The following is a 12340-nucleotide window of genomic DNA, read 5'->3' as shown; positions in this document are numbered from 1 at the left end:
GTTCGTCCGGAAGAGGATGAGGATGGGACGCGGCAAGCTACGGATCTACCTCGGCGCTGCGCCGGGCGTCGGCAAGACGTACGCGATGCTGTCCGAGGCCCACCGCCGCGTCGAGCGCGGTACGGACTGCGTCGTCGCCCATGTCGAGCACCACTCCCGGTCCCGCACCGAGGCACTGCTCGCCGGTCTCGAGCAGGTCCCCGGCCGGAGCGTCGAGCACCGGGGCGCGGCTTTCGCCGAGATGGACGTGGACGCCGTCCTGGCCCGGCGCCCCGCCGTCGCCCTAGTCGACGAGCTGGCCCACACCAACGCCCCCGGCTCCCGCAACACCAAGCGCTGGCAGGACGTCCAGGACCTGCTCGCCGCCGGGATCGACGTGGTCTCCACCGTCAACATCCAGCACCTGGAGTCCCTCGGCGACGTCGTGGAGGCCATCACGGGCGTACGGCAGGAGGAGACCGTCCCGGACGAGATCGTCCGCCGCGCCGACCAGATCGAGCTCGTGGACATGTCGCCCGAGGCGCTGCGCCGCCGCATGGCCCACGGCAACATCTACGCCCCCGACAAGGTCGACGCCGCCCTCGCCGACTACTTCCGCCCCGGCAACCTCACCGCCCTGCGCGAGCTGGCCCTGCTGTGGACCGCCGACCGGGTGGACGAGTACCTCCAGCAGTACCGCAAGGACCACAGCGTCTCGGCGATCTGGGGCTCCCGCGAACGCATCGTCGTCGGCCTGACCGGCGGCTGCGAGGGCCGCACCCTCATCCGCCGCGCCGCCCGCCTCGCGGAGAAGGGCGCCGGCGGCGAGGTCCTCGCCGTGTACGTGGCCCGCGGCGACGGACTGACCGCCGCGTCCCCCAAGGAGCTCGCCCTCCAGCGGACCCTCGTCGAGGACCTCGGCGGCAGCTTCCACCACGTCATCGGCGACGACATACCCGCCGCGCTCCTGGAGTTCGCCCGCGCCCACAACGCCACGCAGATAGTCCTCGGCGCCAGCCGCCGCAAGAGCTGGCAGTACGTGTTCGGGCCCGGCGTCAGCGCGTCCGTCGCCCGCGACTCCGGACCCGACCTCGATGTCCACATCGTCACCCACGACGCCGCCGGGCGCGGCCGCGGACTGCCCGCCGCCCGCCGGGCCCGCCTCAGCCGCACCCGCAGCGCCTGGGGCTGGGGCGTCGGCGTCATCGGCCCGTGCGTCCTCACCTGGGCGATTTCCGGCCTCGAAGCGGACGCCGGCCTGGGCGTCGGCCTCGGCGCCGGTACGGGCCTCGCCAACGACATGCTGCTGTTCCTGACGCTCACCGTCGCGGCGGCCCTCCTCGGAGGCCTGTTCCCCGCCCTCGCCTCCGCCACCGTGGGCTCCCTCCTCCTCAACTGGTACTTCACCCCGCCCACCCGCACCTGGACCGTCGCCGACCCGGAGAACATCGTCGCCATCGCCGTGTTCTTCGCGGTCGCCGCGTCCGTCGCCTCCGTCGTGGACGTCGCCGCCCGCCGCACCCACCAGGCGTCGCGGCTGCGCGCCGAGTCGGAGATCCTCTCCTTCCTCGCCGGGAGCGTCCTGCGCGGCGACACGACCCTCGACGGGCTCCTCCAGGGCGTCCGCGAGACCTTCGCCATGGAGTCCGTAGCGCTCCTCGAACGCCCCGACGACCGGGCCCCGTGGACCTGCGCCGCCCACGCCGGACCGGGCCGCCCGCCCGTCCGGCCCGAGGACGCCGACGTGGACATGCCCGTCGGCGACCACCTCGCGCTCGCCCTGTCCGGCCGCGTCCTGCCCGCCGAGGACCGCCGGGTCCTGGGCGCCTTCGCCGCGCAGGCCGCCGTGGTCCGCGACCGGCAGCGCCTCGTCGGCGAGGCCGAGGAGGCCCGCAGGCTCGCGGAGGGCAACAAGATCCGTACCGCGCTGCTCGCCGCCGTCTCCCACGACCTGCGCACCCCGCTCGCCGCGATCAAGGCCGCCGTGTCCTCCCTGCGCTCCGACGACGTGGAGTGGTCCGACGAGGACCGCGCCGACCTCCTAGAAGGCATCGAGGACGGCGCGGACCGCCTCGACCACCTCGTCGGCAACCTCCTCGACATGTCCCGCCTCCAGACCGGCACCGTCACCCCGCTGCTGCGCGTCACCGACCTGGACGAGGTCGTCCCCATGGCGCTCGGCGGCGTCCCCGAGGGCAGCGTGGACCTCGACATCCCCGAGTCGCTGCCGATGGTCACCGTCGACCGGGGCCTGCTGGAGCGGACCGTCGCGAACCTGGTCGAGAACGCCGTGAAGTACGCCCCCGACGCCAGCCGCGTCCTGGTCACCGCCAGTGCCCACGCCCACCGCGTCGAACTGCGGGTCATCGACCGCGGCCCCGGCGTCCCCGACGAGGCGAAGGAACGGATCTTCGCCCCGTTCCAGCGGTACGGCGACGCCCCGCGCGGCTCGGGCGTGGGCCTGGGCCTCGCCGTCGCGCGCGGCTTCGCGGAGGCCATGCACGGCACGCTGACCGCGGAGGACACCCCGGGCGGCGGGCTCACCATGGTCCTCACCCTCCCCGCCGCGGACGCCCGCGAGCCCGGTGGCGCCCGTGCGCCGGGAGACGGCCGTACGTCCGGAGACGCCCGTGCCCCGCGCGGTTCCGAGCCCCTACAGAAAGCAGGCCCCTCATGACGCGGGTGCTCGTGGTCGACGACGAGCCGCAGATCGTACGCGCCCTCGTGATCAACCTGAAGGCGCGCAAGTACGAGGTGGACTCCGCGCCCGACGCGGCGACGGCCCTCACCCTCGCCGCCCAGCGCCACCCCGACGTGGTCATCCTCGACCTCGGGCTGCCCGACATGGACGGCGTGGACGTCATCAAGGGCCTGCGCGGCTGGACCCGCGTCCCCATCCTGGTGCTCTCCGCCCGCCACACCTCCGACGAGAAGGTCGAGGCCCTCGACGCGGGCGCCGACGACTACGTCACCAAGCCGTTCGGCATGGACGAGCTGCTGGCCCGGCTGCGGGCCGCCGTACGCCGCGCCGAGCCGGTCGGCGGTGGTGACGGGGAGGTGGTCGTCGTGGAGACGGAGGGCTTCACCGTCGATCTCGCCGCGAAGAAGGTCAACCGGGGCGGCAAGGACGTCCGCCTCACCCCGACCGAGTGGCACCTGCTGGAGGTCCTGGTCCGCAACAGCGGCCGGCTCGTCGGCCAGAAGCAGCTCCTCCAGGAGGTCTGGGGCCCCTCGTACGGCACCGAGACCAACTACCTGCGGGTCTACATGGCGCAGCTGCGGCGGAAGCTGGAGGCCGATCCGTCGCACCCGAGGCACTTCATCACCGAGCCCGGCATGGGGTACCGGTTCGAACGCTGACCTGCGGCGTCCCGTGCGGCGGGGTGCGCGGCACGGCAGTCTGTCAGGGCCGCCCGGTAGGCTTTTGCGTATGAGTGCTGCACCGCGTACCGGGAAGTCCGGCGGCCGCTTCCGCCGCATGCTGGACCGCCTGTCCAGCTCCCAGGGCGAGCTCGAGTCCGAGGAGCTCCAGGAGGACGCCGAGGCGGCGGGCTGCACGCGTATCTGCGACTGCGGGGACCGCCAGATCGTGAAGGTCACTGGTACCTTGCGGACGGTCACCCTGCGTCCCAGGGCCGGAGTGCCGGCGCTGGAGGCCGAGCTGTTCGACGGCACGGCCCCGCTGGACGTGGTGTGGCTGGGACGGCGGTCCATCGTGGGCATCGAACCGGGCCGCAAGCTCATAGCCTCGGGCCGCGTCTCCATGAGCCAGGGGCGCAGGGTCCTGTTCAATCCGAAATACGAGCTGCGACCGCTCGGACAGGAGTAGCCGGTGACGTCAATCGACAAGCCGACCACCGACGCCGGCGGCCCGTGGGGCCCCGACGGCCACGGCCGCGCCGGGCACCCCGGTCCCGCCGGTCACCACGACTCTGCCGATCACCACGACTCTGCCGGTCGGACGGGCCCCTCCGGCTCCGCCTCCGACGGCGCGGACGCGAGGCCCGGCCCGGACGGACCGTCCGAGCACGACACGAAGGCCGTGACCGAGGCCGCGCTGTTCGAGGCGTTCGGCGGGCTCCGCGGCATGGTGGAGACCGTTCTGCCCGGCCTCCTCTTCGTCACGATCTTCACGATCAACAAGGACCTGCACGTCTCCGCCCTCGCGGCGCTCGCCGTGTCCCTGCTGCTCGTCGCCGTCCGGCTGATCCGCCGGGACACCGTCAAGCACGCGTTCAGCGGCGTCTTCGGCGTCGGCTTCGGTGTCGTCTTCGCGATGATGACCGGCAACGCCAAGGACTTCTACCTGCCCGGCATGCTGTACACGCTGGGCCTCGGCCTCGCGTACATCATCACCACGCTGGCGGGCGCCCCGCTGATCGGCCTCATGCTCGGCCCGGTCTTCAAGGAGAACCTCTCCTGGCGCACCCGCAACCCGGGCCGCAAGAAGGCGTACGCCAAGGCCAGCTACGCGTGGGGCTTCATCCTGCTCGGCAAGTGCGCGATCCTCTTCCCGCTGTACTGGTGGGCCGACACGACCCAGCTCGGCTGGGTGCTCGTCGCCCTGAAGATCCCGCCGTTCCTGCTCGCCGTGTACCTGACGTGGGTGTTCCTCGCGAAGGCGCCGCCGCCGATCGACGTGTTCGCGGAGATGGAGGAGGCCGAGCGCGCCGAGAAGGAGCGCCAGGCCAACGCCTGAGCCCGGGGCACACGAGCGGCCCGCCCCTCGGCCGGAGGCCGCCGGGTGCGGACGCCGGATCCCGAGCCCGGGCCCGTACGACGAAGGGCCGGGGACCACGATCGGTCCCCGGCCCTCGTACGGCCTCCAGCGGCACTCGGTACGCACGCGAACGCGTCCGCAGGAGCGGTACCGCACCCGGACACGTCCGCACGGCCTCGTACGCACCCGGACACCTCCATGCGGCCGCGTCCTCCCGCCTCAGTCCGACGCGGCGTCCTCGTGGCGGACCGACAGCAGGTTCTCCAGCTGCTCCTCGCGCGCCTGCGCGGCCACGAACAGCAGCTCGTCGCCGGCCTCCAGCGTCTCGTCCGGGCTCGGCGTGAGCACCCTGGAACCCCGGATGATCGTGACCAGCGAGGTGTCCTCGGGCCACTCCACGTCCCCGACGCGCGTCCCCGCGACCGCCGACTCCGGCGGCAGGGTCAGCTCCACCAGGTTCGCGTCGCCGTGGCTGAAACGCAGCAGCCGGACCAGGTCGCCGACGCTCACCGCCTCCTCCACCAGCGCCGACATCAGGCGCGGCGTCGAGACGGCGACGTCCACGCCCCACGCCTCGGTGAACAGCCACTCGTTCTTCGGGTTGTTGACCCGCGCGACGACCCGGGGCACCCCGTACTCCGTCTTCGCGAGCAGCGACACGACGAGGTTCACCTTGTCGTCACCCGTTGCCGCGATCACCACGTGGCACCGCTGCAACGCCGCCTCGTCCAGGGACGTGATCTCACAGGCGTCGGCCAGCAGCCACTCCGCCTGCGGCACCCGCTCCACCGAGATGGCGGTCGGCGCCTTGTCGATGAGCAGCACCTCGTGCCCGTTCTCCAGCAGCTCGCCCGCGATGGAACGACCCACCGCGCCCGCGCCGGCGATGGCGACCCGCATCAGTGACCGCTCCCCTCGGGGCCGTGGGCGAACGCCGCCTCGACCTGCTCGACCTCGTCCGTACGCATCATCACGTGCACCAGGTCGCCGTCCTGGAGGACCGTCTGCGACGTGGGCAGGATCGCCTCGCCCAGGCGGGTGAGAAACGCCACGCGGACGCCCGTCATCTCCTGGATCCGGCTCACCTTGTGGCCGATCCACGCGGGGGAGATGTGCACCTCCGCGAGCTGCACACCGCCGCTCGGGTCCCGCCACAGCTCCTCGGCGCCGGACGGCAGCAGCCGCCGCAGCATTTGGTCGGCGGTCCACCGCACCGTGGCCACCGTGGGGATGCCCAGCCGCTGGTACACCTCGGCGCGCCGGGGGTCGTAGATGCGGGCGGCGACGTTCTCGACGCCGAACATCTCGCGCGCCACCCGTGCCGCGATGATGTTGGAGTTGTCACCGCTGCTGACCGCGGCGAACGCCCCGGCCTCCTCGATGCCCGCCTCGCGAAGGGTGTCCTGGTCGAAGCCCACGCCGGTGACCCGCCGGCCACCGAAGCCGGAACCGAGGCGCCGGAAGGCCGTGGGGTCCTGGTCCACAACGGCCACCGTGTGACCCTGCCGCTCCAGGGTCTGCGCCAGTTCGGCGCCGACACGGCCGCAGCCCATGATCACGATATGCACGTCCGCCTACCCCGCACTCCTGGTCACCCTGCCGACCCGCGAAAACACCCTGCTCACTCTTCTCTCTCAGCCTGCGTGCGGTGCTGTACCGGACGAGCTTATGCCCCGACCAGTCAGTAGGCCGCATCCGTGTCCGGCAGCCGGTCGCGCGTCAAGCATGCGTAAACGCGCCACCCGCAGACGCCTTCGGCCCGATTGGACCGCTTACGATCCTCTGCGTGTCCAAACTGACCGACGTGCCGAAACGCATTCTGATCGGCCGGGCCCTGCGCAGCGACAGGCTGGGGGAGACCCTCCTCCCCAAACGCATCGCGCTCCCCGTCTTCGCCTCCGACCCGCTCTCCTCCGTGGCGTACGCGCCTGGCGAAGTCCTGCTGGTCCTGTCCATCGCGGGTGCCTCGGCGTACGCGTTCAGCCCCTGGATCGCGGCCGCCGTCGTGATCCTGATGTTCACGGTCGTCGCGTCGTACCGGCAGAACGTCCACGCCTATCCGAGCGGCGGCGGCGACTACGAGGTAGCCCAGACCAACCTCGGCCCGCGCGCCGGGCTCGGCGTCGCCAGCGCGCTGCTGGTGGACTACGTGCTCACCGTCGCCGTGTCGATCTCCTCCGGCGTGGAGAACCTCGGCTCCGCCATCCCGTTCGTCGTCGAGCACAAGACGGCGTCCGCCGTCGCGATCATCGTGCTGCTCACGCTGATGAACCTCCGGGGCGTCAAGGAGTCCGGCCGCCTCTTCGCGATCCCGACGTACGTCTTCGTCACCGGCGTCTTCGCGCTCATCCTCTGGGGAGCCTTCCGCGGCCTCGTCCTCGGCGACACGATGCGGGCCCCCACGGCCGACCTGGAGATCCAGGCCGAGCACCAGGGCCTCGCCGGGTTCGCGCTGTTCTTCCTGCTGCTGCGCGCCTTCTCCTCGGGCTGCGCCGCGCTCACCGGCGTCGAGGCCATCAGCAACGGCGTCCCCGCCTTCCGCAAGCCCAAGAGCCGCAACGCCGCGGCGACCCTCGCGCTGATGGGCGGCTTCGCCGTCACCATGTTCTGCGGCATCATCGGCCTCGCCCTCGCCACCGACGTCAAGATGGCCGAGAACCCGGCCCATGACCTTCTTCGCGACGGCAGCCCGGTCGGCGCCGACTACCACCAGGAACCGGTGATCTCCCAGGTCTCCGCCGCCGTCTTCGGCCACGGGAGCATCCCGTTCGTCCTCCTGGCCGCCGCCACCGCGCTCGTCCTGTTCCTCGCCGCGAACACCGCGTACAACGGCTTCCCGCTCCTCGGCTCGATCCTCGCGCAGGACCGCTACCTGCCGCGCCAGCTCCACACCCGCGGCGACCGGCTCGCCTTCTCCAACGGCATCGTGCTCCTCGCCGCCGCCGCGGCCATACTCGTCTACCTGTACGACGCCGAGGTCACCCGCCTCATCCAGCTCTACATCGTCGGCGTCTTCGTCTCCTTCACGCTCAGCCAGACCGGCATGGTCCGCCACTGGAACCGCCTGCTGGGCACCGAGACCGACCCGGCCGCGCGCCGCCGCATGATCCGCTCCCGCGCGATCAACACCTTCGGCGCGTTCTTCACCGGACTCGTCCTGATCGTCGTCCTCGTCACCAAGTTCACCCACGGCGCCTGGGTCGCGCTGCTCGGCATGGCGATCTTCTACGTGACCATGACGGCGATCCGCAAGCACTACGACCGCGTCGCCGACGAGCTCGCCGCCCCCGAGGGCCCCAGCGACGACAGCGTCCGCCCGGCCCGCGTCCACTCCATCGTCCTGGTCTCCAAGATCCACCGCCCGACGCTGCGCGCCGTGGCCTACGCCAAGCTGATGCGCTCCGACAAGCTGGAGGCGCTCAGCATCAACGTGGACCCGGCCGAGACCAAGGCGCTCACCGAGGACTGGGAGCGCCGCGGCCTGGACGTCCCGCTCAAGATCCTCGACTCCCCGTACCGGGAGATCACCCGGCCCGTCGTCGAGTACGTCAAGAGCCTGCGTCGCGAGAGCCCCCGCGACGTCATCAGCGTGGTCATCCCCGAGTACGTCGTCGGCCACTGGTACGAGCACCTCCTGCACAACCAGAGCGCCCTGCGCCTCAAGGGCCGCCTGCTGTTCACACCCGGCGTGATGGTGACCTCCGTCCCGTACCAGCTGCGCTCCTCGGAGGCGGCGAAGCAGCGCGCGAAGAAGAACCAGGACTGGAACGCCCCCGGCTCGGTCCGCCGCGGCCTGGTCGAGACCGGCCCGAAGCGGCCGTCCAGGCCGAGCGGCAAGGAGTGACGGCGCGGGGACGTAGACTGGTGGGCTGGTCACCCGGCCGACAGCCGGGCCGGCCGCCAGAGCCCAGCAGCGCCCCCCTGTTCCTCTTCCTCTTTCTCCCTGGAGTCACCCCGCCATGCCGAAGAACGCACCCGAGTCCCCCTCGCTGATCGGTGCGGAGTACGAGGTCGAGGTCGGCCCCGTCGCGCATGGCGGCCACTGCGTCGCCCGTACCGAGGAGGGCCGCGTCCTGTTCGTCCGGCACGCGCTGCCGGGCGAGCGGGTCGTCGCCCGGGTGACGGAGGGTGACGAGACGTCCCGCTTCCTGCGCGCCGACGCGGTGACCGTCCTGGAGGCTTCGAAGGACCGCATCAAGGCGCCCTGCCCGTTCGCCGGGCCCGGCCGCTGCGGCGGCTGCGACTGGCAGCACGCCAAGCCGGGCGCCCAGCGCCGCCTCAAGGGCGAGGTCATCGCGGAGCAGCTGCACCGCCTCGCGGGCCTCACGCCCGAGGAGGCCGGCTGGGACGGCACGGTCGTCCCCGCCGAGGGCGACAAGCTGCCGGCGGGCGAGGTCCCGCAGTGGCGCACACGCGTCCAGTACGCCGTGGACGCCTCCGGCCGCGCGGGCCTGCGCCGCCACCGCTCGCACGAGGTCGAGCCCATCGACCGCTGCCTGATCGCCGCCGAGGGCGTCAGCGAACTGGGCGTGGAGAAGCGCGAGTGGCCGGGCATGGCGTCCGTCGAGGCGATCGCCGCGACCGGCTCCCAGGACCGCCAGGTCATCCTCACCCCGCGCCCGGGTGCCCGCCTGCCGCTGGTCGAACTGGACAAGCCGGTGTCGGTGCTGCGCGTGGAGGAGAAGGACGGGGGCGTCCACCGCGTCCACGGCCGCGCCTTCGTCCGCGAGCGCGCCGACGACCGCACGTACCGCGTCGGCAACGGCGGCTTCTGGCAGGTCCACCCGAAGGCCGCCGACACCCTGGTCCGCGCGGTCATGCAGGGCCTGCTGCCCCGCAAGGGCGACACGGCGCTGGACCTGTACTGCGGGGTCGGCCTCTTCGCGGGCGCCCTCGCGGACCGCGTCGGCGACAAGGGCGCGGTGCTCGGCATCGAGTCGGGCAAGCGCGCCGTCGAGGACGCCCGCCACAACCTGCAGGGCTACGACCGGGTGCGCATCGAGCAGGGCAAGGTCGACCAGGTCCTGCCGCGCACGGGCATCACGGACGTGGACCTCATCGTCCTGGACCCGCCCCGCGCGGGCGCGGGCAAGCAGGTCGTCCGCCACCTCGCCGCCCTCGGCGCCCGCCGCATCGCGTACGTCGCCTGCGATCCGGCAGCCCTCGCCCGCGACCTGGCGTACTTCAAGGACTCCGGCTACAAGCCCCGCACCCTCCGGGCCTTCGACCTCTTCCCGATGACCCACCACGTGGAGTGCGTGGCGATCCTTGAGCCGGTCAAGAAGGACGCCTGACCTGGGGTTTTGCGGGTGGGCGGTATGTGCGGTGTGGGCCTTGCGGGCGATGTCTTGACGCTGAGATGACGCTCATCTGACGCTCGCTCTGATGGGATGTCAGGTCAGGGGCGGGCCGCTCAGGCCGTTCCCCTCCTTGTCCTGCCGACTACGCAAAGCGTCTTCCACCTCCACTGGAGTGGTGCTGGCATCGTGGGGGCTTCCCCACGACAGGGAGTCCCGCCCCGCGTCTGCTTGCATGCCGCATGCGCTCCTTTACGCGCCCTCGGTTGCCCGTTCCAGCACGGGCGTCCAGGTGCTGATGGCCAAGGCGCGGGGATGTCCTCGGGTGGCGAGCGCCGCCACCCGCTCGACCGCGCCGTCGACGGTCTCGTGTTCCCAGATGCGGAGGGGCAGCCAACCGATCAGCGTGAGGTGGGCATCGGTTTCCTCGTCGCGGCGGGCGTTGCCCCGAAGCTTCTGCCGCCACCACTCCGAGTGTGCAGGGGCGCGTGCATGTGGCTCGGGCATGCGTGCCAGAAGCAGCCCTGTACGAACACGGCGGTGCGCCACTTCGTGAACGTGACGTCCGCGCGGCGACGTGGCATGCCGACGATCGGCAGGTCCACGCGGTAGCGGAAGCCCAAGGAGTGCACGGCCCGGCGACGTGCAAACTCCGGAGCCGTGTCCCGGCTTCGCTGGGCGATCATGACCCTCCGCGCGTTGGCATCGCCCGGCGCCGGCGTCCCTCTGCGGCGTTCCTGGATTCCCACGCCTGATCAACCATCAGGTTGCCTCACCGTTACGGGAGGCATACCGGTGATCTGTCCGGGTCGTTCACGACCGCCGCTCATGCTGCGACTGAGCCCGGCATCGCGTTCTTTTCCCGTCTCAGCGAGGGGCTTTGCAGCAACGTCGGACGTGGCTGTGCGACGGGGAGAGGCATCAGGAGCCGGGCAGCAGCGCCGCGACCGTGGATCGGACGAGTTGGGCCGCCGCGAGGACGCCGGGGACGCCGCCGCACCGTTCGACCAGGTTCTCGATCATGTAGCGGGGGGTTCCAGGGTCTCGGTCGGGCTCGTCCAACCGCGGGGCAATCATGTCGAGGTCCCGCCGTCCACGCCGGGGTGCTGGTCGCGCGGCTCTTCCAGACGTTGGCGCAGATTGTCGACGCTCTCATGGGCCCTGTCCACGGCCTCGTGTGAGGTTGTTGGTCTGAGCGGAGACACTCGACCGGGACGGGCGCGTTCGGCTTGAACTTCGCGACGACCGTACGGGCGGACGCCCGGTGGCGCGTGGCGCTGCGGCGGAACCCGCTCGACTCGCTGCCGGTCGGCAGCGTCCAGTGGAGGCACCCGGACCGGCAGACCCCGCACCCTCGGGGATGTCACGAGGTGGTGTTCGCCAGCGGCGGCACCCTCGTCACCGGCCTGCTGGTCGGCGCGGACGGCACCCGGTCGCGAAACGCGGATCGTCTCGAGCGGCCGGGGGAAAGGTGCAGCGGTGATGTGAACGACGAGGCGGGTTGCGGTGGCAGCCGGAGCCTTGGGCGTACGGGCCGGGGCACGTGCCGCACCGGCCCTGGTGTTGGTCCACCACTGGGCGGCTCCGTCGGCACATGGAACGACGTGATCGGTGATCTGCCACACGGGCGGGCGGCGGTCCGCTTCGGCCAACGCGGCTGGGGCACCTCGCCGGCCCTGCCCGGCCCCTGTCACCGCGTTCAGCCCGGCGACCTCGGTAGCCGTCGTGAGGCTCGTTCGACGCTCTGGCCGGTCCCGAGATCGGTGAGCAGGTCTGAGAACGTGATCTGACCTGTCGTCCGGCGCGCCTCATGCTTCCCGGAACGTTGCGCTCCGGCTGGGTCAATATCTGTGTCCGCGGACCGAGATTTAAACGGAACATGCTGACAGATTTTCTGCCGCAATAAGTGAACTCGGAGTCTTCTCCGCGCACAGACTGCTGAGGCGTGCTACTGTCGATCCCAGTTGCAGTTGTGGTTCCCGAAAACTTCAAGTGCCTCCGGCTCGGCTTGTGCCGCTGGAAGCGCTTTTGTATATCCGGTCTTTTTCCGGGCGGGGTGATCATCGCGGCGACACGGGGTCCGCACAGTGCGGACCCCGAGGCACTGCCCCAAAGGAGAAAAGACATGGCTGCTGGTACTGTGAAGTGGTTCAACGCGGAAAAGGGTTTTGGTTTCATCGAGCAGGACGGTGGCGGTGCTGACGTGTTCGCCCACTACTCGAACATCGCCGCCCAGGGCTTCCGCGAGCTGCTCGAGGGCCAGAAGGTGACCTTCGACATCGCGCAGGGCCAGAAGGGCCCGACGGCCGAGAACATCGTTCCCGCCTGACGCTGACGCGCACTT

General features: G+C 71.4%; 11 protein-coding genes. 7 read left to right on the top strand and 4 right to left on the bottom strand.

The genetic code is table 11. The features are described from left to right. Nucleotides 1-22 precede the first annotated feature (22 nt). The 4 genes from J116_RS05665 (at nt 23) to J116_RS05650 (ending at nt 4678) form a co-directional block, all read left to right on the top strand. Nucleotides 23-2656, top strand: coding sequence for a sensor histidine kinase (locus J116_RS05665; RefSeq protein WP_023586125.1), 2634 nt, complete (start codon nt 23-25; stop codon nt 2654-2656). After that, nucleotides 2653-3339, top strand: a complete 687-nt coding sequence (locus J116_RS05660) for a response regulator (RefSeq protein WP_023586124.1) — start codon at nt 2653-2655, stop codon at nt 3337-3339. The genes J116_RS05665 and J116_RS05660 overlap by 4 nt, the downstream gene beginning before the upstream one ends. Nucleotides 3340-3409: 70 nt before the next feature. Next, complete coding sequence (locus tag J116_RS05655) at nt 3410-3808, top strand: OB-fold nucleic acid binding domain-containing protein (protein ID WP_023586123.1); 399 nt, start codon at nt 3410-3412, stop codon at nt 3806-3808. A 3-nt stretch (nt 3809-3811) separates the two neighbouring features. Beyond that, nucleotides 3812-4678, top strand: coding sequence for a DUF3159 domain-containing protein (locus tag J116_RS05650; protein ID WP_023586122.1), 867 nt, complete (start codon nt 3812-3814; stop codon nt 4676-4678). A 240-nt stretch (nt 4679-4918) separates the two neighbouring features. Here J116_RS05650 and J116_RS05645 read toward each other — a convergent pair whose 3' ends face one another. Together J116_RS05645 and J116_RS05640 are read right to left on the bottom strand one after the other, a co-directional pair. Next, the gene (locus tag J116_RS05645; protein WP_023586121.1) at nt 4919-5599 is read right to left on the bottom strand and encodes a potassium channel family protein; all 681 of its coding nucleotides are present in this window, start codon (nt 5597-5599) and stop codon (nt 4919-4921) included. After that, nucleotides 5599-6267: a potassium channel family protein gene (locus J116_RS05640; RefSeq protein ID WP_023586120.1), complete on the bottom strand. Its 669-nt coding sequence runs from the start codon at nt 6265-6267 to the stop codon at nt 5599-5601. The genes J116_RS05645 and J116_RS05640 overlap by 1 nt, the downstream gene beginning before the upstream one ends. A gap of 218 nt (nt 6268-6485) precedes the next feature. Here J116_RS05640 and J116_RS05635 point away from each other — a divergent pair, with 218 nt between their 5' ends. Both J116_RS05635 and J116_RS05630 read left to right on the top strand, forming a co-directional pair. After that, entirely contained in the window at nt 6486-8543 is a 2058-nt protein-coding gene (locus J116_RS05635) for an APC family permease (protein ID WP_023586119.1), read from the top strand. Nucleotides 8544-8658: 115 nt separating this feature from the next. Then, nucleotides 8659-9993, top strand: coding sequence for a class I SAM-dependent RNA methyltransferase (locus J116_RS05630; protein ID WP_023586118.1), 1335 nt, complete (start codon nt 8659-8661; stop codon nt 9991-9993). A 255-nt stretch (nt 9994-10248) separates the two neighbouring features. Here J116_RS05630 and J116_RS30755 read toward each other — a convergent pair whose 3' ends face one another. Next, on the bottom strand, nt 10249-10503 hold the full coding sequence (locus J116_RS30755; RefSeq protein ID WP_069818287.1) for a PDDEXK family nuclease: 255 nt from the start codon (nt 10501-10503) through the stop codon (nt 10249-10251). Then, nucleotides 10398-10682, bottom strand: coding sequence for a very short patch repair endonuclease (locus J116_RS28330; protein ID WP_235617317.1), 285 nt, complete (start codon nt 10680-10682; stop codon nt 10398-10400). The genes J116_RS30755 and J116_RS28330 overlap by 106 nt, the downstream gene beginning before the upstream one ends. Nucleotides 10683-12121: 1439 nt before the next feature. On the opposite strand from J116_RS28330, the gene J116_RS05620 reads away from it, so the two are divergent. Next, nucleotides 12122-12325 (top strand): cold-shock protein, encoded by a 204-nt coding sequence (locus J116_RS05620; protein WP_023586116.1) that lies wholly within the window; start codon nt 12122-12124, stop codon nt 12323-12325. Nucleotides 12326-12340 lie beyond the last annotated feature (15 nt).

It is taken from the genome of Streptomyces thermolilacinus SPC6, assembly GCF_000478605.2.
GTDB classification, from domain to species: domain Bacteria; phylum Actinomycetota; class Actinomycetes; order Streptomycetales; family Streptomycetaceae; genus Streptomyces; species Streptomyces thermolilacinus.
This window is presented reverse-complemented; position numbering and strand designations above follow the sequence as displayed.